This is a genomic window from Arthrobacter senegalensis, from assembly GCF_059091765.1.
In genome coordinates, this window is sequence record NZ_JBNHGZ010000005.1 from 171,631 (window position 1) to 190,896 (window position 19,266).

The following is a 19,266-nucleotide window of genomic DNA, read 5'->3' on the forward strand; positions in this document are numbered from 1 at the left end:
CGACGTAAGCACGTGCGCGCGCTGCCATGCAGCCCCGACGCCGGGCATCCCGCAGCCCGCCCCTTGTGTTTTTTAGAAGGCTTTATATACTCTTAAAGTAACCAAACGCCCCATATCTACCGGAGGTCTCCCATGACTCAGGCAATCCGTTTTGCAACAAGCGCCGGCGAGGTTCGGCTTGGACGCCTAGACGGCGAAACCATTGTTGACGCAGGCGCCGCACCGGCTGTTGGCTTCGACGGCTCGGCTGAAGCTTGGAACACCATCAACAATGCGTCCGGGGCGAAGCATTCGCTGCAGGATGTCAAGGTTCTCGCGCCGACCAACCCCGGCAAGCTGATCGCCATTGGCTTGAACTACCAGTCGCACGTCGAGGAAACCAACCTCAAGCACCCGGATGCACCCGTGGTCTTCGCCAAATTCCCTTCTTCCATCACCGGACCCAACGACACCATCGTGATTCCCCGCGAGGAAACCCGCCCCGACTTTGAAGGCGAAGTCGGCATCGTCATTTCCAAGCGCGGCTACCGCGTGGCGAAGGAGGATGCCTGGGACTACGTCGGCGGCTTCACCGCCCTGAACGATGTGTCCGGCCGCCGTGCCCAGCTTGAGACCCCCATGAAGCAGTTCACCTTGGGCAAGAGCTTTGACACCTTCACTCCCCTCGGCCCGGTTGTGGCGAGCGTGGACTCCGTGGACAAGGACGCCCTGGACGTTCAGACCGTCATCAACGGCGAGACCATGCAAAAGGGCAACTCCCGGGACCTGATCTTCGACATCCCGACCCTGATCGAGTACCTGTCCCGCGGGATGACCCTGGAGCCGGGCGACGTCATCGCTACCGGCACCCCTGGCGGAGTCGGCGACGAGCGCAAGCCTCCGCGTTACCTGCGCGACGGCGACGTCGTCGAGGTGACTGTTGCCGGTGTCGGCACGATCAGCAACCCTGTTCGCGCCGAGGCATAATGCCATGAAACTCATCGCCTCAGGAAACAAGGACTACGTCTACGGCGGGAAGTTCACCGGGCCGGTGCAGCTGGAGATGATCCTCGAAGCCGCCCAAGACGGTGATCCCGACATCGCCCGCGTGCATTTCAACGACGGCGCGGTGACAAACTGGCATTCCCACCCCGGCGGGCAGCTGCTCTATCTGGTCAGCGGCACCGGCAGGGTGGGAAATAACGACGGCGAACACACCGGCATCGCCCCGGGAACCCTGATTGAAACCCCGGTCGATGAGAACCATTGGCACGGCGCGGACGAAGGCGCCGACGCCGTCTGGCTAGCAACCACTTGGGGAGTCACCTGCTGGCACGACCTTTCCCCGCTGGAGCATGCCACGCTGGGGGCGTCGTGAACGGCACCCCTCCGGTGATCCTGGTCGTGGCGGACCGCAAGTCCGTCACGTCCGGAGCCTGGTCGGACATCCCGAACGATGCCCTGCCGCACACGTATATCCATGCCGTGGAGCAGTCGGGCGGCATGCCACTGCTGCTGCCGCCCACCGAAGTGCTGCGGGACAACGCCGAACGGCTGCTGGAGCTGGCCGACGGCGTCTTCCTCGCCGGCGGCCGGGATCTCGACGCCGGCCTGTACGGTCGCTCGAACCACCCGCTTAACGACAAGCCGCTGCGGGTCCGTGACGAACTCGAAATCGCGTTGGTCCGCGGAGCACGCCGGCGAGGCATGCCGGTGTTTGGCGCCTGCCGCGGCATGCAGGTGTTGAATGTTGCCTGCGGCGGCACCTTGGAACAGCATCTGGCCGACCGGCTGGACATGACCCCGCACCGCAACGTCGTGGGCGAATTCACTTCCCACTCGGTGTCCGTGGTCCCCTGCACCCTGCTGGAGAATGTCTTGGATTCGGCTACCTTCGACATTGCCTCGCACCACCACCAGGCGGTGGAAACTCTCGGAGACGGACTCGTCGCTTCGGCGCATTTCGACGACGGCGTCATCGAAGCCATCGAGGCTCCCGGCGATGCCTTCACGCTGGGGGTGCAGTGGCACCCCGAGGAACGTCTCGACCCGGAAGGCCTCAAGCTGCTTACGGCTCTTGTCCGAGCAGCTGACCGCTTCCGGCAGCACCGCCAGGAACCAGCGACCGCGCTTCAACACTGACAGGTCCGCGGGCAATGCGTCCGGCGATGCCCGTCCGCCAGACCGCTTTCACATCGAAAAGGATCCCATGACCCACACAGCTACCGCTGCCACGAAGAACAGTTTCGCAGTAACCAACCCGGCCACGGGAGAGGTTTTGCAGAGCGTGCCTACCGTATCGGACGCGGAAGTGGTGGCGGCAATTGCGGCGGCCCATGAGGCATACCTGCAGTGGCGGGACGTGCCGGTGGCCGAAAGGGCACGCAGGGTGAAGCGCGCGGGCGAACTCTTTGCGGAGCGCACCGACGAGCTGGCAGCCATCATCACCCAAGAGATGGGCAAGCGTCTGGTGGAGGCGAAAGGCGAGTTGTCCATTGTCGCCAGTATCTTCGACTACTACGGGACCGAAGGCCCGGCGCTGCTGGCTGACCAGGAGTACCTCCCCCGCAGCGGGGGCCGGGCGCTGATTAAGAAGCGGCCGATAGGTGCCTTGTTGGGCATCATGCCGTGGAACTACCCGCTGTACCAGGTGGCGCGCTTCGCGGCGCCGAACCTGGTGCTGGGCAACACCCTGCTGGTCAAACACGCGTCCAGCTGCCCCGCCTCCGCCCAAGCGATTGAAGAAGTCCTGCTGGATGCGGGGCTTCCGGCCGGCGTGTACAGCAATCTCTACGCCGCCACGACCCAAACCGAACTGATCGTCGCCGACGACAGGATCCAAGGCGTCTCGCTGACCGGCAGCGAACGCGCCGGCGCCGCCGTCGCCGAAATCGCCGGACGCCACCTGAAGAAAGTGGTGCTGGAACTCGGCGGATCGGATCCACTGATTGTGCTGGAAAGCGACGACGTGGCGGCCACCGCCCGCAAAGCCTTCCGCGCCAGGCTCAGCAACGCGGGCCAGGCCTGTAACTCCCCCAAACGAATGATCGTCGCGGAGGGCATCTTCGACGATTTCGTGCGCGAGATCTCGGCCTTGGCCCGCGGCCTGGTGCCCGGGGACCCCTCCGACCCGGCGACGACGATCGCGCCGATGTCCTCGGCGGCAGCGGCAGACGAGCTGGCCGAACAGATTGCCGATGCGGTGGTGCAAGGAGCCACCCTGCACACCGGCGGCCGGCGATTGGAGGGCCCGGGGGCCTTCGTAGCGCCCGCCGTGCTGACCGGCGTCGTGGACGGCATGCGTGCTTTCCGTGAGGAACTCTTCGGCCCGGCCATCGTGGTCTATCCGGTGCGGGACGAAGACGAAGCCGTCGCTCTGGCCAACGACTCCCCCTACGGGTTGGGGGCCTCCATCTTCACCACCGATGAACAGCGGGCGCTGGATCTCGCGGAGCGGTTGGAGTGCGGCATGGTGTTCATCAACCAGGCCCCGGACTCCGAACCCGACCTGCCCTTCGGCGGGGTAAAGAAGTCTGGTTTTGGCCGTGAGCTGGGTCCGTGGGGCATGGACGAATTTGCCAACCTAAAACTGGTTCGCCTCTGACGTTTTCCCCACACCAGCGGGAAAACACGCAACATGACCCCCGGGCTCCGGCAGCACCATTGATCGCGCCGGCTGCTATTCGATAGCAATGGCAGCCGGCGCCGTCGTTGGTGGAGTACTTCATTCCGATACATCTTCTGCCTGGGACAACAAGGAGCCATGAAACCCGACCTGAGCGCCAACCTCGCCCGCAACGTCCGCCAATTGCGCGAGCGGCACAGCTGTCGGAGCGTTCGGACATCGGGAAGGCCACGCTGTCGCAGATAGAGTCAGGCTCCGGCAACCCGACCCTGAGTACGCTCCGGGATCTGGCCGCGGCTCAAGGACCACTCCAGACAACGGCCCTCCACCGTCTAGCTCGGCTCAAGCGCGATTCCAAAGGTCTGGTCCCGCCAGCTCATGTGCTGACGGGACCAAGCCGTTTCCGATCGCCCTTGAACAGTCAGGCGGCGACGATACGTCCGATGGACTGCCGATGGTAGACCATGGGCGGCTGGTCTGCGGTGCCCAGGTGATGCACCGAAAACAAGACGAGGGTGTGGTCTCCAGCCGGAATCTCTTGATGGATGGAACACTCCATCCAGGCGGCTGCGCCATCGATAAAGAGGGCACTGCCCGAGGAAGCCCGGGTCTGCACTCCGTCGAAACGGTCCCGGCTCCGTGATGACAACTGCCAAGCCAGCGGACCCTGGTCTTCTGACAGGATGGAAATCCCGATCCGTTCACTGGACCGCAAAGCATTCCAGGTGTTGTTGTCGTTCTGGACGCAAATGGAAACCAAGGCTGGGTCCCAGGACACCGCCTGGAAGGATGAAGCGGCGAAGCCGGCGTTGCCCCCCTCGAGGACCGCGCAGACGGCCACTACGCCGCTGGGGAACTGGGCAAAGACCTGCTTCGCGTCCGCCCTCAAGGCATCCTGTCGGAAGTTAATGCTCTGATCGGTCATGCTAGCTGTCATGGTTTACTCCTGCTCCTCTGACTGAGGGACGTGCTTGCTTGTTATCTCAAGTTTGTACTTGGCGGCTATGCCAAGCGATGTAGCCTTCGACAGATAAACCCCTGATCGTTGTGCCCCGTGCACAAGCTCAGAAACCCTGGGGGTTATAGCCCATTGATGTGTGGCCGGTAGCGCCTGCTTCCCGTGCCGGTGCGGCTAAATCCGGTTTGGCATACTCCGGGTCCGGGCCACCGTCCACTCCAGCTCGACGGGATCTGCCTCTCCGGCGGCTGGTGCTGCTTGATCGCGATCGCCGGCGGTCATGTGATCGGCTGGCAGTGGTGCGACACCGAGAAAGCCGCAGCCTGGACTGCACTTTTGGAAAAGTGTCCAGCACCGCGCGCCGTGATCGTCGATGGAGGCACCGGCCTTGCTTCAGCACTGAAACGGACCTGGCCCGAAACCAGGGTCCAGCGTTGTCTGGTGCATGTCCCGCTTTCGTCCGCGTGCTGCTGACGTTGCGTCCGCGGAATCGGTCCCGCGCCCCGGCACGCCTCGACGAACCAAACCTGGTGGTATACCCACTACCGGCTCCGCCGCGCCTACCAGTTGATGGCCCGCTGCGTCCGCCAGGAAGTGCTTTTCACCTACCTGCACGCCGACCCGGCCACCCTGCAGATCGCTTCCACCACCAACCGCGTCGGGGGCGGCATCAACGCCGGAACCCGCCACCTGCTGCGCAACCACCGCGGCCTGCCGGCAGAGCACCGTAAACGCGCCGTCGAGTGGTACCTCTACCAGCGCAGCGAGAACCCTGGACCGCCCTGGAAACTGATCCGGCCGAAACGAACCGGTGACAACCACAATGGGAGAAATCGAAGAACGACCGCTCGGACCGGCCCTATTCGATACCGCGGCCATTGCGGAAGAAGGCCTCCGTGCACGCTCAGGATGAGCCATCAGAACATGACACACCCGAGCCCGACACACTTTTTGGCCTATAACCCAAACTTAGGATGACCGGTCAGTCAGCCCGTTAAACGCGTCTTGTCCCGCCCAAGGAGCAGGGGCGGGACAAGACAAAAGTTGGCTGGGCTGGTCAGGCGCGGAGGTGCGAGGTGCCCGTGTTGACGGAGAACAACTCGAAGGTGTCGGTGCGGGTTCTGGTGGTCAGTATGTCCCGGAAGTAGCGCTGCAACGGGGCGCCATCCGCGCTGTTCTGACTGCCGGCATTGCGCAACATCAGTTCGACGGCCTTCCAGACCAACTCCTCAACCACGAAGTACACGCCGTTCAGCCTCATCGAACGTGATTCATCAAATGCTTCGATGCCGGCGGCCGACCGTGCAGCATATTCCTCGTATAGCCGGGAGCTGTTGACCAGAATGGACTGCGCCCCGTCGACGTACGAGATGGCCATACCCAGGACGCGCTGCCATTCCTCATAATCTCCGCGTATGGACCCGTCTTTGATCCACGGATGCCGGGTCTTCATGATGATTTTTTCGAACTCGTCGACCGCCGCGTAGCCCAGCCCGACGGACGTGGAGGCGACCTCACCCTCGGCAAACCCGAAGAACGTCCCGGCATAGACCGGGTTGTTGTGCAGCTTCGACCCGGCGGTTTCGCCCAGGTTGGAGGCGGTCCACTTTTCCTCCGAGATGCAGTAATCGGGGACGAAGGCTTTCTCCGCCTTGATGCTGTTCGATCCCGAACCGCGCATTCCGATGACACGGCCCCAGTCGTCCTGGACTTCGTAGTCCTCTCTCCGCAGAATCATCCAGACCCGTCGTTCGGGGTCGTCAGGCTGCAAGCCGGGAAGGAAGGCCGTGGCCATGAAGTGGGTGGAGTACGGCGCCCCGGAGCAGTACCGCCAGAACCCGGTGACTTCCCAGCCGCCGTCCACGCGCTCCACTGTTGTGTTCTGACTGTTGCCGCTGGCCGGACAGATGATGTGTCCGTGGGCGCCGAACACCTCGCGCTGAGCCCGCTCTTCGAAGAATGATCCCAGAGTCAGAGCATGGCCCGAGGACAACGAGAGGCACCAAGCAGTTGAAGGGCAGCCACGCGCTACCTCGGCGATCACCTGGTAGAAGGCCGAAACCCCCAACTCCAAGCCCCCGAACATTTGTGGCTGGAGCATCCGATAGAAACCATGCTCCAGAAAGTACTCATGCACTTCCTGCGAGTATTGTCCATCGACTTCCGTTTGGGCCTGCGCTTCCCGCAGCTTTGAGCGAATCTCACGGGCGCGTTCAAGGAGCCGTTCGAGCTCGTACCGAATCCGCGGGTCTTTCTCTGTTGGAACTTGAAGGCTGAACGGTCCGGCCAAGCCCGGCTCGACCGATGCTCCGGTGGCCACTGCTAGTTTGGCAGCTGTTTGCTCCGATGCCGACTGGGCGGGGGCTGTGGCGACAAATGCTCGTGTCATAGCGATCTCCTTGCGCATCACGGGATGTGACTTTCCCTCAAGTCTGGGAGTGCGCGACGTCACAAACAATGTCCGGCGCTGACAATCATTGACTCCGAGATGGTGCCTGAAGCACAATTTGTTCGACGAGGTGCTGCCCTGGCAGTGCGTGGAACACAGAAGATGGATGCGTCGGTGTCTGGAAAAACTGAAGACCCTCCTGCTGACCTAGGCCAACATGCCGTGCGTCCTGCCCAGCAGGCGAGTACAGCTTTGGACCAAGGCGCGGGCGAATCCGGCGTCTGGACTCTGATCCGTGCCGCGCGTCAGGGCGGACTGCAAAGCATCGTCGCGGCGCTGCGGCAGGCCCTGGGTGCCGACAGTGCGCTGTTCGATATCAACGGCAACACCCTGGCTGCTTCACCGTCACGTACCATCTGGAATTACCCCCTGGTGTTGGAGGCGAGCCTCGGTCCCGATTCCGCCCTGCCGGTCGCAGCGGCGCGTGTCTTCGTGGACAATGAGGCAGTCGCGATTCTTGCCGTCCACGAGCCAACACCCCCGAGACGACTCCTGGCAGCGGCCGTTGACCTGGTGACCCTGGAGATTGGCCGGTTGCGCGCCCGCCAGGACGGGAAACGCGAACTCACGCAGCATGTCATTGACGACCTGATCCAGCACCGCGTCTCGGAAGCGGAAGCCCGGAGCCGGCTCCGCAGCATTGGTTTTGATCCCGAATCCCGTTACCGCGTGCTACTGGGCCAAGCGAACATGCGCCGCGAACGACTGCTCTCCGTGCCCTGGAACATACATACTCTGCTGAGTAACCAGCATGAGCCCTTTGTTCGGGTCGTCGTCGACGGTCGCATCCTCATGCTCGTACCCGAAGATCCCATGGTGGACCGGATTGCCGCGTCATTATTAAGCCACATGCAGGAGGTGGGCTCCGACGGGTCCGTGGGAGTCAGTTCTGTCCATACCGGCGCTGCAGGCATCCGGGCAGGCTACTTCGAGGCTTTGTCGGCAGCGTCCGGTGGAACGGGAGTCCGGCGGCCCGAGATCGTGGACCTTGGCCAACTGCTCGTGCTGACCAACACCACACTCCCGTTGTCGGATTTAGCCGCGTCCTCGCTAAAACCATTGATCGACTACGACACCGGTCATGGAACGCAACTGGTAGCCACGCTGCAGGCCTTCCTGTCCTCGAACCGTTCCTTTGCGGAGACTGCTGAGGCGTTATTCATACACCGCAACACGCTTCGGTACCGCTTAAGGCAGATCCATGACCTGCTGGGTTACGACGTCGCGTCGACTCGCCACATCACCAACCTGTGGCTTGCGCTTCAGGCCCTGACCGGCCTGCAGGAACTGTAGTCCCTACCCAAGCCCGCCCAAGTCGACAAAGTCGTCAAGCAAACCCCTGATACCCCCAGCTTCCACCGTCACCGGGATCCTGTCATCGGGCTCGTAGTAGCGGCTGAGCCCGAACGTCTGGCCAAAGGGATCGCGTAGCACCGCATAGCGGTTCATCGTGCTGTTGTTGGCGGGCACAATGATCCGGGCACCTGCCTCAACCGCCCTTGCGACGGCGAGGTCCACATCGGCAACATCGAAGTAGACGAGCCAGCCCGATTCTCCCGCCTCCATGAAGTAGCCGCCGAACTGTACGAAACCTGCCACGATCCGACGGTCATCGTAAAGCAGTCGGAAGTCGTAAGGATCATCGACCACGTCCAACCGGTCCACACCCAGAACAGACTGGTAGTAGTCGGCGGCTGACCGTGTGTTTTTCGTCGAGTAATCCACGTTCGTTTGGCCGACGCCCGACCCGCTCACTGAACCGGCGTCTGCAATACCCGTCCACACCTGCTGGCCGTCCACCACGTAGGTACGCTCATCGCCGCCGGGAAGAACGATGCTTCGCACCGCTCCCCCGGCTGCGGCGGAGCGGCTTCCTGCCGCTACGGCGTCAGCCAAGTGAAAGAAGGGGATCCAACCGGAGTTCGGTCCGTCCGCATGCTGCTCCGTCACAGCGAAGATGCCACGCCCCCGCAGCATTGCGGCCGCGTCCCACGCACCGGCATCGACGTCCGTTGAACCGATCAGCCAGGCATAGAAATCAGAACTGGCGGCCGGGTCGGAGCTGACCAACTCCAGCCCCGCCAATCGGCAGGTTGAGATCTTTGTGTGCACAGTTCGAGTATGCCGCATCTTGATCCGGCTCCGCAGAAGTGGGCCTGGACTAGGAACCGGCATCTAAGTTTTCGCTGGGCAAGGACCGCATGATGTTCTGCACCGTCGCGGCGTCGGAAGGACCGCGTGATGGTCTGCGCCTCCCGTGGCGGCGTCGGAAGGACCGTACTGGACGCCTTGGTCAGGGGCGTCGCCGACCGGCGGCCCAGCCTCCAGCAGCAGCGACGAGCGTGCAGGCGAGCAGGCCGACACCCAGCGAAATCTGCAAGTCGTCTCCGCCGAGGCCCACGAGCGGAGCAGCCGCCGCGCCAATTGAGTATTCCGCTGCTCCGATGACCGCCATCGCCGTACCCGCAGCGTGCGGGATCTGTTCGACCGCGAGCGCCGTGGCGTTGCCCAACACAAGTCCCAGGCTGCTCACGACGAGGAAAAACAGCAGCACCGTGGCCCAAAGACCCGAGCTGCCGGTGAGCGCCAGGAAGGCATAGATCATCGACCCTCCCAGCATGAGCGCCAGCCCCAGCAGCATAACCGTGGCAGGGCTGAACCGGCTGACAAGTTTGGCACTTATGAGGCTTGCCAGGGCAAGACCACCGGAATTGGCGGCGAAAATGATGGAGAACCAGCCCGCGCCGAGCCCGAACGTCTCCTGGAGTATAAACGGCGACGCGGCGATGTAGCAGAACAAGGCACCCAAGCCACAGCCCACGGCAAGGCAATACCCCATGTAGGCGCGGTTCTGCATGACTGTTTTAATCAGCGACACCAACTCGCTTACGCCTCCGGCCCGCCGCTGCTCGAGCGGCAGGCTCTCTCGGATGAACAGCAACGCCAGCAGCCACAGCACCACGGTGAGGACCGTGAGGATCCAGAACACTCCACGCCAACCAAGGACCGGGACTACCGCTCCCCCCGCCAACGGCGCAACGATCGGGGCCAGACCTTGGATGGCCATCATCAGGGAAAATAGCCGGGCGGCTTGGCGCCCGGAAGAACGGTCTGCCAGTACAGCCCTGGCCAGGACGACGCCTGCCGCTCCGGACACCCCTTGCAGAAACCGTGCGGCGATCAGCAACTCGACGGTGGGTGCCAGGGCGCACATCGCCGTCGCCAGCGCACAGACTGCCGAGCCTGCCAGCAATAATGATCGTCGACCGAACTGGTCGGACAGAGAACCAATGATCAGCTGTCCGCCGGCCAAACCAATCAGGAAAGCCGTGAGTGTCAGTTGCACGGCAAACGGCGCCGCATCCAGCTCCCGGGCCAGCTCGGGAAACCCGGGAAGATACATGTCGATCGCCAGCTGGGGCACGGCGGAGACTGCGGCCAACACAACCACGAGGAACGGGGTCGGCGGAAACGTAAGGGACCCGGCCGTGGTTCTTCCAACGTCCGGGCTACCAGGCGCCACCTCCCGCGCGGGTTCGCCGACTGCAGGAAGCTGCGGGTTTTTGGGCACGACTGATCGTCCTTTCTGCTCGTAAAACACCGACGGCGGTGCCGCGGCCGGGGTGAAATTCCCTCGGCGGCACCGCCGTCTTCGCATCCGCTGTCATGCCTCTTGCGGCCGGGGCCGGAGGAGGCAGCTGGCTCAGCGCTGGCTGATGAAGTTCACATCATTGGGCGAGAAGAGCTTGTCGCTGGTCCAACCATTGAGGTCGTACTGGTCCATGCACCTCTCTACGAGTGAACGCGCATGATCGAGCGTGCCGTCTTGCTGTGCCGACTCGTTGAGTGTCAGGTGGCAGAGCTCGGGCTGGCCCCAGTAGTTGTGCTCATAAAGTTCGTGCCGGGCGCCAAACTCCGAGCCGATCGAATCCCACAGCAGCTTCATGGTCTTGGAACGGTCCAAGGCGGTCTTCCCGTTGGAGCCGCGCAGGTAGCGGTCCAGGTACGGGCGCATCTCGGGGGTCTGGAAGTCCACCGCGTTTGAGTTCAGGTAAATCAGACCGGAGGCAACCACCGTCTCGATGATTTCGCGGATGCGCCGGTTCATGGAGGACGCCATGGAGGCGTAGGCCCACCCGTATGCCCGGTTGGGAACAAGGTCATCGCCCCAGCCCTGGGTGGCGTTCTCGATCATGCCATCGCGCAGGGCGTTGACGGCATGGCGGTAACCGATCACTTCGCCCAGGGCAGCCTGCACGCCGCGGAATTGACCGGCGCCGGTGATTTCCAGCGCCTTGCTCAGTGCGCCGACGAAGAAGTCGAGCTTGACGCCGAAGCGGGTGGAGGCCTGAAGGACGGCCCGGCCTTCCCAGCCGGAGACGGTGTCGAACTCGGCCATCCGCTGCGTGTCGTAGATCAACACGTTCTCCCAGGGGATCAGCGCCTGGTCAAAGATGAGTACGGCGTCGTTCTCATCCAGCCGGGAGGACAGCGGGTAGTCGAAGGGGCTCGCGGCCCGGGCCGCCGTTGATTCGTAGGAGGCGCGGGAAAACATCTTGATTCCCTTGCCGTTGGTCGGTGCGAGGAAGGTGATGGCGAGGGATTTGTCCTTCAGCGGGGCCCCGGCGTGGGAGACGTAGACATACTGCGTGGTCGGGGATCCGGTAGCCACCACCTTGGCCCCGCTGACAATGATGCCTTGGTCGGTTTCCCGTTCCACGTGGACGTAGACGTCCTTGACTTCCTCGGCGGGGCGGGAGCGGTCTACCGGCGGATTCACGATGGCGTGGCCGATGTGCAGCACGCGTTCCTGGGTTTCCTTGTACCAGTAGCGGGCGTTGTCGGCGAACTCGCCGAAGTACTCGGGGTTGGCGCCCAGCCCGGTGATCAGCGAGGCCTTGTAGTCCGGCGTGCGGCCCATCCAGCCAAAGACCAGTTCCTGCCAGGTCCGGATGGCCTCGCGGCTGGCGCGCAGGTCATCCTTGGTGCGGGCGTACTTGAAGAAGGGGTGCGTAAGTCCCCCGTTTCCAGTGTCTGTCGGCGCGGTGGTGCGGTCGCGGGTCTCGGGGTCATGCAGTGCATCGAACAGTGAAGCCAGCGACCGCGCCGAGTTCCGAAAGGCCGGGTGGGTGGTGACGTCGTCGACACGCTCGCCATAGATCCAGACCTCGCGTCCGTCGCGGAGGCTTTCGAGGAACTCGTCGCCCGTCTGCATCCGTCCTGTCGAGGCCGGAGCGACGGCGGCGGTTTCGGTGGATTCGTTGACGATGGTCATGAAGTGGGTCCTTTCGCGAGGGCGCCGAACTGGCCGGCATGGAAGGTGAGGGGGGCGCCGCCGTTGTGGCTGTGTCGATGGACGTGCCCGATGAACAGGGTGTGGTCGCCGGCTCGGTGACGGTCCACGATGCTGCAGGACAAGTAGCCAACGGCTCCGTCAACCAGGGCCATGCCGTCTTCCCATGTGAACTGCGGCAGCGTCTTCCCGGGTTTGCCGGCGAAGTGGGAGGCAATATCCAACTGGTCTTCCGCCAGCACGCTGATGCCGTAGCGCGGGCGGTGGTTAAGGTGCCCATGCATCTTGGCTCTTTCTCCCACTGACACCAGCACCAGCGGTGGGTCGAGTGAAACTGACACGAAGCCGTTAGCGGTCATGCCGTGGACTTCACCGTCCTCAGTGACCGTGGTGACGACTACAACACCACTGGCGAAGCTCCCCAGCGTGCGGCGGAATTCCATCGGGTCCAAGACTTTTTCCCTGATTAGCGTTTGCGTACCTTTGTACATACTTGAAGATGTTAGGCACCTCACAGAGTTAATACAAGAGGTTTGGGATTTATTTTAAGGAACGCGTAATGATGCAGATTACTGGGCCGGATGGTCAGCTAGAGAACCCGGAAACGGTCCGTCATCTCGCCAGTTGCTTGTACACACTTTCCGGAATGCGCGTGATTCTCCGACGTAGGGGGCGCAGGTATGTACAGTTACCATGTGACTGTTTCTTCGACCACGGGGCGACGCCGCCCCAATGACCCCGCGCGACGGCAGCGAATCATAGAAGCCGCGGCCCGGGTCGTCGCCGAGCACGGCGTGGACGCACTGACCTTCCGAGCGGTTGCCGATACAGCGAAAGTCCCTCTGGGGTCCACTACGTATTACTTCACCGATAAGGACGACCTGCTGGTCTCGACCATCCGGGTGATCCGCGAGCGCAACGAGCGGTCTTTCCACGAGATCCTCAAACCCCTTGTCGGGGCGCACGGACTCGCAGGCGGATTGGCTCGCCTTATAGAGGAAGTCACCGTCCGGCAGCATCAGCAGCTGGTGCTGGAGTACGGACTGTACCTGAGCACGCTGCACCGTGCGGCACTGCGGCCGGAAATCCGGGAGTGGCGGATGGACCAGGTCGTTGCCCCGTACTGCGACCGGCAGACGGCGGCATTGCTGGGTTACACACTGGAAGGCATCCTGCTGCAGTCGGTCATGGAGGACGCCATGTTCTTTGCCTCTGACGTGGAGCCACTTCTGCGCCGGATCATCGCCCCGGCTTAAGCGGCAAGCACCGCCGGAAGCCGCGCAGACGCGCTCCCGGCGTTGCCGGCCACCCAATCTCGGGCGGGGTCGCTCTACTAACCGGCCGACGCTTGGAAGGCCAGCGGGGCCCGAAACCTCAGGATTGGCAACTTCTCCGCGCGCAGATATCCGGCCGGAGCGGAAAGAACATCGGGGACCCGGCTTAGCGCAATGCCTGCAGTGCATGCCACCCCGGGCAGTGGGCTGATTCGGAGCGCGATGGGCTCGGCCAGCAAGGGAGCGTGTACGGTGGCCAGCGCATACTCCTCGTCTCCCGCTTCGAACACCTTCCCGATTAAGCGGACTTCGATGTCAACACCGGCAACAGTGGCAACGGCAGTCTTTTCCAGTGATCCACTGACCACCCCGGCCGGGAAGTCGCCCCCCAGCGCTGCTACTCTCATCGGCGAAGCCGCAACTGTCGGTTCCACGGAGATACTCTCGGTCACCACCTCCGTACCGATGACGCCGGCAATCATGTGGGCACACTGTCGGGAAATGACGTCCTGGCCACCACCGGTCCCCGGCTTGAAATCAGCCGGGTCGACTCCGATTTGCAGGAAGGACAGCAGTTCAGCTCCGAAAGCTCCAAAGTCGCCTACGCACTCGACTTCTATCTGGTTTACGCCCGGAACGATGCCCGCCAACATCGCCGGTATCTGAGCCATCGCGACTTCATTGACACCAGTGCCGACCAGGGTGGCGTTCCCAGCGATGGCTGCGGCGTCGAGCTCGGCGGCCGTGGCTGCGTCAAAGTCCCACGGGTACATTGCATCTTCAGCGATGGTCAGCACGTTGATGCCGCTGGCCAAGCACTCTTTCGCCGGGCCGAGCAGGTCGGTGAGCGCCGTCGTCGTAAAGAACAACGCGATGTCAGCCATGCCGGGCACTGCCCGGAAGTCCCCCGCCGCTTGCACCCGCACGCCGCAGGGCGGCATTCCAAGGACTTCGGCCACGTCCTCCCCCACATGGCTGGCGCGCGTGAAGGCACCAACAATTTCGGCCCCATCCCGAAGAAGTGAGCTCACTGCTTCTGTGCCGACGGCCCCGAGGCCGAAAACGAGATAGCGAGGATTGTCCACTGCGTCCATCCAATCAGTCGATATTCAGTCGGTCATGCTCAGCGCCGGGACAAGGACGTCTCACATCTCATTAGCTCCGGAGCACAACCGTGCTGAGGGTTGCAAGCACTTTAGGCAATCGGTGCGGCACGCCATATGTCCATCGGAGCCAGAAATCGCTGATTCTTCTGTGCTCGGTGCACTAGTACTGCAGGCCCCGGCGAGGAGCAGACTAAAGCGTGCGGCTTACCCCTATACACTTTACGAGCACCTGTGTCATATTAAAACGAAGGATGATGCCCGATCATTGGATTGGGTTGATCGAAAGCAGTCGCACCAACCTTCTGAAAAGGAACGTAAGCCATGATGACCGACAACCTCCGCCGCACGGCGTTCAGCCCGCTGTACGAAGAGGACGTGACCGAGTGGGAAGAGGTCATGGGCTACAGGATGCCAACGGCGGTCGCAGGCCTGGACACCGAGTACCGTGCGCTCCGGAACACCGTCGTCGCGCAGGACTACTCCATGCTTTACAAGTGGTTCGTCGAGGGCCCCGAGGCGCGTACCGTTGTCGACTCGCTCTTTTCCCGCGATGCGCACGCGATCGGTGTGGGCCGGGTTGCCTACGGCGTCATCGTGGCCGATGACGGCGGCATGGTGGATGACGTAACTGTGAGCGTGCTCGACGCTGACAGAGTCGTGGTCATGGGCGGCAACCCGGACGTCACCGACGCACTCCGGGCTGCCGCACCGGCGGGGACCACCGTGCGGGAACGGAGGGAGGACTTCGCCGTCCTCTCGGTCCAGGGGCCCAACAGCCGTGCGCTGCTCCAGCGGCTCACCGACTCTGACCTGAGCAACGAGGCACTCCCTTACTACTCCCTGTTGTCGGACGCTAAGGTGGCAGGCGTTCCGGTCGACATCTTCCGCTTGGGTTTCACCGCCGAACTCGGCTATGAGGTGATGGTCTCCGCCGAAAACGCGGAGACGTTGTATGAGGCTGTGTTTGCCCAGACAGATCTGGGGGTTGTGCCTTTTGCGGGCGAGACGCTCATGGTGGCCCGAATCGAGGCCGGCCTTATGCTGGCCGGCGTCGACTATAACCCGGACATCACGCCGTTCGAGTGCCGGTTGGGATGGACTGTTGACCTCGATAAGTCGCCTTTCCGCGGCCAGGAAGCATTGCGGGAGCGGAAGAAGACTGCACCCCTGCGCGTGGTGAGCGTGGTGTCCGATGCCGCGCCGGAGGAATTGGACGGTGCAGCCCTGTACGCCGAGGAACAAGCCATCGGCAGCGTCAACATGGCGGTCTCTTCTCCTGCCTTGGGCGGAACCACGCTCGGCCTCGCCCGGCTGCCAAAGGACTTCGCCAAAGTCGGCACCCGCCTCACCATACGTGTCGGTGAGCGCAGGGTTGCCGTGGAAGTCCGCCCCACCCCCGTGCACGACCCGGAACGCGTGCGAGTCAGAAGCTAAGTGGAGGTAAAGGCCTTCGCTCCCGGTCAGTCACATCCATAAACCGTTTCCAACCCGTTCAAAGGAGGACAACGATGTCCATTCCCACCCACTCGGGCGAAGTGCCGCAAACAACGCACTCCGCAAAGCGGACGTTAACGTCCACGAAGATCATCGTCCTTATCGTCGCAGCCCTCACACCGTTGTCCGTCGTCGTCGGCACGCTCCCGCTGGGCTTGGCCTTCGGCGGACCCTCAACAGCGCTTTTGTACGTTGTCGCCGGACTGATCATCGGACTGTTCTGTGTGGGCTACGTCCAAATGGTCCGCAGAATCACGCGTCCCGGGGCGTTCTATAACTACATCGCCCGGGGGCTCGGCCGGCCTACAGGCGTGGGATCCGCGATGATTGCCGTAGTCACATATTCGACCTTGCTCATCGGCATCTACGCGGTGACCTCCGTTGTGAACCAGGAGATCCTGGCTGGCTTCGGCATCAATGCCCCGTGGCAGGTTTGGTTCGTTGCCCAACTTTTGATTGTCACCGTGTTGGCATACCGGAAGATCGACCTGAGCGCACGGGTTACTTTTGTAATTGTCGGCCTCGAACTGCTGATTCTGGCCGCCCTGGTGATTGCCATCGTCGCCAAGGAGGGCTTGCCCGGGGCGTTCCCGGCGGAAGCATTCTCCCCGAATGTCCTGAGCGTTGGGCAGTGGACGATCGCGTTCGTATTCGCCATGCTCTGCTTCCAGGCCTTCGAAGCCGGAGCCCTCTATGCCCCCGAAGCGAAGAACCCGGAACGCACCGTTCCCCGCGCTCTCTACGGGGCGCTGATCATCCTGGTCGCCTCATTCGCGCTCGTAGCCTGGGCCTTGACCGGCGTGACCGGCGTCGACGGATTGCAGGAGGCGGTGGGGGCCGACCTGGCCGGCTTCGTTTTCACCACGACGGCTGCGTACCTGGGCGAGGCTGGCGTGTGGGCGCTGAGCCTGCTGGCCCTGCTGGCACAACTGGCCTGCGCCCTCGCGACCACGAACTTTGTGGCCCGCTATCTCAACAGCCTGGCCCGCGAGGAACTGCTGCCGGCTATTCTTGGCCGGAAGAACCGCCACAACTCGCCCGGTTCGGCCATCCTCATCCTCGCAGCTCTTGCTGTTGTGATCATCCTTGGCTTCTCCGTCGTGGGAATCGACCCGTACACGGAGATTGCCCCCATTGGGTTTGGGTTGGGAGCGGTCGGAGCAACTACCTTGCAAGCCCTTGCGTCCGGCTCCGCCGTAGGTTTCTTCCTCCGGCTGCCAGCCTCCGAGCGCCATTGGTGGAAAACGACCGTCGCGCCGATCCTCGCCACTGTCTTGCTGGTGGCCGCCCTGATCATCGAGCTGAGCGCATTCAGCTACATCACGGGTAAGGACTCTCCGGAGATGCTCGCCGTGCCGTGGATCATCCCCGTGGCGGGCGCGGCCGGACTGGCCTTCGGTTTCTGGCTTCGCAAGAACCGGCCGCTCCACTACCGCAGCCTCGCCGCCGGAGACACCGCGGAAGAAGCAGAAGAACTCCAGGAGCTGCGTGACCACGAGCAATCCCTGAGCTCGAAATCCGCAACGATGGAGATTGCCCGGGAGAAGTAGCACCGGAACTTCCTCCCACTCGCAAGAGGTGCGGTCGATCGTCGAGCTCAGCGCGACAATCGGCCGCTCCTCCTGTTAAGACTCGAGTCTCGCGGAAACCGTCGGGCAGTGCGGCTCTTCGTACCTGCTGAGACAAACTCGCCCTTCACCGATATCATCGCCGTATGACGATGCAACGGGAACGGGCCGCGGGCCGAACAGGCGACTTGGCGCCAGCGGCCGCTTTGTTCCACAGCCTTTCGGACCCCACCCGGCTGACCATCCTGCAGCACCTGACCACAGGCGAGCACAAGGTCCGGGAGCTGACGGAACACCTCGGCCTTGCCCAGTCCACGGTCAGCGCCCACCTGTCGTGCCTGAGCGACTGCGGCCTGGTCACCTCGCGCCCGGTCGGGCGGGCGTCGATGTACTCGCTGACCACCGAGCCCGAACTGCTCGCCGCCCTGGCGTCAGCCGAGCAACTCTTGAAGGCCACCGGCTACGCCGTCGAGCTGTGTCCGACTGTGGCAGGGAGCCGGGGTGCCGTGGAGGAGCCTGCCGCGGAAGCGGCCCCAGCGGCGACTTCAGCGGAGGCGTCGGCGTGAGCGGACACCACCACCATGCCGGGCCCACGCACCGCGGCCGGCTGGCCATCGCCTTCGCCATCACCGCCTCCATCCTCGTCGCCATGGTGGTCGGCGCCTTCCTGACCGGGAGCCTTGCGCTGCTGGTGGACGCCGGACACATGCTGACCGACGCCGGCGGGCTGCTGATCGCCCTGCTCGCCGCTTCACTCATGGCCCGCCCGCACACGCCGCGCCGCACCTGGGGGTACCTCCGGATGGAAGTCCTGGCCGCCGGAGCCCAGGCCGCGGTCCTGCTCGCGGTCGGAATCTACGCGCTGGTCGAAGGTTTCCAGCGGCTGTTCCACCCGCCCGAAGTCAGTTCGGGCGGCCTGCTGGTCTTCGGCGTCATCGGCCTGCTGGGGAACATCGCTGCCATGCTGGTGCTCAGCGCCGGCCGGAATGCGAACCTCAACCTGCGGGCGGCTTTCCTGGAGGTGGTCAATGACGCCCTCGGGTCGGTGGCCGTCATCGCCAGCGCCGTCGTCATCGCCACCACCGGGTGGACCCAGGCCGACGCGCTGGCCGCGATGCTGATCGCCGTCCTGATCGTCCCGCGCACTGTCAAGATCCTCCGCGAGGCGGGCAGCATCCTGCTGGAAACCGTGCCGAAGGGCCTGGATCTCGAGGACGTTCGCCAACACATCCTGGAAGTGCCGCACGTGATCTCGGTCCACGACCTGCACGCCTCGCGGATTTCCTCCAACATCCCGGTACTCAGCGCGCACGTGGTGATCGAGGATTCCTGCTTTGTGGACGGTCACGCCCCGCAGGTCCTGGACCAACTCCAGCAGTGCGTGGCCGAACACTTCGAGCTGAGCGTGGAACACTCCACCTTCCAACTGGAGCCCGCGGGCCACGTGGAGCACGAGCACCCGGGCCACGACTGAGCGGCACGGCCGGCGCGGCACCGCCCTCACGCCGGCCGGGCCTTCC

General features: G+C 63.4%; 19 protein-coding genes. 12 read left to right on the plus strand and 7 right to left on the minus strand.

Features of this window, described 5'->3' with window-relative positions:
- Positions 1-132 precede the first annotated feature (132 nt).
- The 5 genes from AC5RVG_RS15385 (at position 133) to AC5RVG_RS15405 (ending at position 4,065) form a co-directional block, all read left to right on the plus strand.
- A complete protein-coding gene (locus AC5RVG_RS15385) occupies positions 133-966 on the plus strand; it encodes a fumarylacetoacetate hydrolase family protein (RefSeq protein WP_494014515.1) in 834 nt (277 codons plus the stop codon).
- A 4-nt stretch (positions 967-970) separates the two neighbouring features.
- The gene (locus AC5RVG_RS15390; protein ID WP_494014516.1) at positions 971-1,357 is read left to right on the plus strand and encodes a cupin domain-containing protein; all 387 of its coding nucleotides are present in this window, start codon (positions 971-973) and stop codon (positions 1,355-1,357) included.
- Positions 1,354-2,121 (plus strand): gamma-glutamyl-gamma-aminobutyrate hydrolase family protein, encoded by a 768-nt coding sequence (locus AC5RVG_RS15395; protein WP_494014517.1) that lies wholly within the window; start codon positions 1,354-1,356, stop codon positions 2,119-2,121. The genes AC5RVG_RS15390 and AC5RVG_RS15395 overlap by 4 nt, the downstream gene beginning before the upstream one ends.
- A 67-nt stretch (positions 2,122-2,188) precedes the next feature.
- The gene (locus tag AC5RVG_RS15400) at positions 2,189-3,583 is read left to right on the plus strand and encodes an NAD-dependent succinate-semialdehyde dehydrogenase (protein ID WP_494014518.1); all 1,395 of its coding nucleotides are present in this window, start codon (positions 2,189-2,191) and stop codon (positions 3,581-3,583) included.
- 110 nt (positions 3,584-3,693) lie between these two features.
- Positions 3,694-4,065 carry a helix-turn-helix domain-containing protein gene (locus AC5RVG_RS15405; RefSeq protein ID WP_494014519.1) on the plus strand — a complete coding sequence of 124 codons (372 nt, stop codon included), beginning with the start codon at positions 3,694-3,696 and terminating at the stop codon, positions 4,063-4,065.
- Here AC5RVG_RS15405 and AC5RVG_RS15410 read toward each other — a convergent pair.
- Entirely contained in the window at positions 4,026-4,529 is a 504-nt protein-coding gene (locus AC5RVG_RS15410) for a flavin reductase family protein (protein ID WP_494014520.1), read from the minus strand. The two genes, AC5RVG_RS15405 and AC5RVG_RS15410, sit on opposite strands and share 40 nt — an antisense overlap.
- 315 nt (positions 4,530-4,844) lie before the next feature.
- Between AC5RVG_RS15410 and AC5RVG_RS15415 the strand changes: the two genes are divergently transcribed.
- The gene (locus AC5RVG_RS15415) at positions 4,845-5,036 is read left to right on the plus strand and encodes a transposase (RefSeq protein ID WP_494014577.1); all 192 of its coding nucleotides are present in this window, start codon (positions 4,845-4,847) and stop codon (positions 5,034-5,036) included.
- Between the two features lie 583 nt (positions 5,037-5,619).
- Here AC5RVG_RS15415 and AC5RVG_RS15420 read toward each other — a convergent pair.
- Positions 5,620-6,969: an acyl-CoA dehydrogenase family protein gene (locus AC5RVG_RS15420; RefSeq protein ID WP_494014521.1), complete on the minus strand. Its 1,350-nt coding sequence runs from the start codon at positions 6,967-6,969 to the stop codon at positions 5,620-5,622.
- A gap of 633 nt (positions 6,970-7,602) precedes the next feature.
- On the opposite strand from AC5RVG_RS15420, the gene AC5RVG_RS15425 reads away from it, so the two are divergent.
- Positions 7,603-8,304, plus strand: a complete 702-nt coding sequence (locus AC5RVG_RS15425) for a PucR family transcriptional regulator (protein ID WP_494014578.1) — start codon at positions 7,603-7,605, stop codon at positions 8,302-8,304.
- A 3-nt stretch (positions 8,305-8,307) separates the two neighbouring features.
- Here the strand turns inward: AC5RVG_RS15425 and AC5RVG_RS15430 are convergent, their stop codons facing one another.
- The 4 genes from AC5RVG_RS15430 to AC5RVG_RS15445 all read right to left on the minus strand — a co-directional run bounded on the left by AC5RVG_RS15430 (position 8,308) and on the right by AC5RVG_RS15445 (position 12,795).
- On the minus strand, positions 8,308-9,123 hold the full coding sequence (locus tag AC5RVG_RS15430) for a VOC family protein (RefSeq protein WP_494014522.1): 816 nt from the start codon (positions 9,121-9,123) through the stop codon (positions 8,308-8,310).
- Positions 9,124-9,304: 181 nt separating this feature from the next.
- Positions 9,305-10,669: a multidrug effflux MFS transporter gene (locus AC5RVG_RS15435; protein WP_494014523.1), complete on the minus strand. Its 1,365-nt coding sequence runs from the start codon at positions 10,667-10,669 to the stop codon at positions 9,305-9,307.
- Positions 10,670-10,714: 45 nt separating this feature from the next.
- Positions 10,715-12,286, minus strand: coding sequence for a 4-hydroxyphenylacetate 3-hydroxylase N-terminal domain-containing protein (locus AC5RVG_RS15440; RefSeq protein WP_494014524.1), 1,572 nt, complete (start codon positions 12,284-12,286; stop codon positions 10,715-10,717).
- The gene (locus AC5RVG_RS15445; RefSeq protein WP_494014525.1) at positions 12,283-12,795 is read right to left on the minus strand and encodes a flavin reductase family protein; all 513 of its coding nucleotides are present in this window, start codon (positions 12,793-12,795) and stop codon (positions 12,283-12,285) included. Before AC5RVG_RS15445 ends, AC5RVG_RS15440 begins: the two co-directional genes overlap by 4 nt.
- Before the next feature lie 204 nt (positions 12,796-12,999).
- Here AC5RVG_RS15445 and AC5RVG_RS15450 point away from each other — a divergent pair, with 204 nt between their 5' ends.
- Complete coding sequence (locus AC5RVG_RS15450) at positions 13,000-13,560, plus strand: TetR/AcrR family transcriptional regulator (protein WP_494014526.1); 561 nt, start codon at positions 13,000-13,002, stop codon at positions 13,558-13,560.
- A gap of 77 nt (positions 13,561-13,637) precedes the next feature.
- Here AC5RVG_RS15450 and AC5RVG_RS15455 read toward each other — a convergent pair whose 3' ends face one another.
- The gene (locus AC5RVG_RS15455) at positions 13,638-14,672 is read right to left on the minus strand and encodes a hypothetical protein (protein ID WP_494014527.1); all 1,035 of its coding nucleotides are present in this window, start codon (positions 14,670-14,672) and stop codon (positions 13,638-13,640) included.
- 333 nt (positions 14,673-15,005) lie between these two features.
- Between AC5RVG_RS15455 and AC5RVG_RS15460 the strand changes: the two genes are divergently transcribed.
- The 4 genes from AC5RVG_RS15460 (at position 15,006) to AC5RVG_RS15475 (ending at position 19,220) form a co-directional block, all read left to right on the plus strand.
- Positions 15,006-16,118 (plus strand): aminomethyl transferase family protein, encoded by a 1,113-nt coding sequence (locus tag AC5RVG_RS15460; RefSeq protein ID WP_494014528.1) that lies wholly within the window; start codon positions 15,006-15,008, stop codon positions 16,116-16,118.
- Between the two features lie 74 nt (positions 16,119-16,192).
- Positions 16,193-17,728, plus strand: coding sequence for an APC family permease (locus AC5RVG_RS15465; protein ID WP_494014529.1), 1,536 nt, complete (start codon positions 16,193-16,195; stop codon positions 17,726-17,728).
- A 164-nt stretch (positions 17,729-17,892) separates the two neighbouring features.
- On the plus strand, positions 17,893-18,312 hold the full coding sequence (locus tag AC5RVG_RS15470; protein ID WP_494014530.1) for an ArsR/SmtB family transcription factor: 420 nt from the start codon (positions 17,893-17,895) through the stop codon (positions 18,310-18,312).
- Entirely contained in the window at positions 18,309-19,220 is a 912-nt protein-coding gene (locus tag AC5RVG_RS15475; protein WP_494014531.1) for a cation diffusion facilitator family transporter, read from the plus strand. Before AC5RVG_RS15470 ends, AC5RVG_RS15475 begins: the two co-directional genes overlap by 4 nt.
- Positions 19,221-19,266 lie beyond the last annotated feature (46 nt).

Coding starts and splice junctions, on each gene's coding strand:
- AC5RVG_RS15455 (WP_494014527.1), bottom strand. CDS start 14,672: ATGGACGCAGTGGACAATCCTCGCTATCTCGTTTTCGGCCTCGGGGCC.
- AC5RVG_RS15420 (WP_494014521.1), bottom strand. CDS start 6,969: ATGCGCAAGGAGATCGCTATGACACGAGCATTTGTCGCCACAGCCCCC.
- AC5RVG_RS15410 (WP_494014520.1), bottom strand. CDS start 4,529: ATGACCGATCAGAGCATTAACTTCCGACAGGATGCCTTGAGGGCGGAC.
- AC5RVG_RS15390 (WP_494014516.1), top strand. CDS start 971: ATGAAACTCATCGCCTCAGGAAACAAGGACTACGTCTACGGCGGGAAG.
- AC5RVG_RS15400 (WP_494014518.1), top strand. CDS start 2,189: ATGACCCACACAGCTACCGCTGCCACGAAGAACAGTTTCGCAGTAACC.
- AC5RVG_RS15385 (WP_494014515.1), top strand. CDS start 133: ATGACTCAGGCAATCCGTTTTGCAACAAGCGCCGGCGAGGTTCGGCTT.
- AC5RVG_RS15470 (WP_494014530.1), top strand. CDS start 17,893: ATGACGATGCAACGGGAACGGGCCGCGGGCCGAACAGGCGACTTGGCG.
- AC5RVG_RS15465 (WP_494014529.1), top strand. CDS start 16,193: ATGTCCATTCCCACCCACTCGGGCGAAGTGCCGCAAACAACGCACTCC.
- AC5RVG_RS15435 (WP_494014523.1), bottom strand. CDS start 10,669: ATGCGAAGACGGCGGTGCCGCCGAGGGAATTTCACCCCGGCCGCGGCA.
- AC5RVG_RS15440 (WP_494014524.1), bottom strand. CDS start 12,286: ATGACCATCGTCAACGAATCCACCGAAACCGCCGCCGTCGCTCCGGCC.
- AC5RVG_RS15445 (WP_494014525.1), bottom strand. CDS start 12,795: ATGTACAAAGGTACGCAAACGCTAATCAGGGAAAAAGTCTTGGACCCG.
- AC5RVG_RS15460 (WP_494014528.1), top strand. CDS start 15,006: ATGATGACCGACAACCTCCGCCGCACGGCGTTCAGCCCGCTGTACGAA.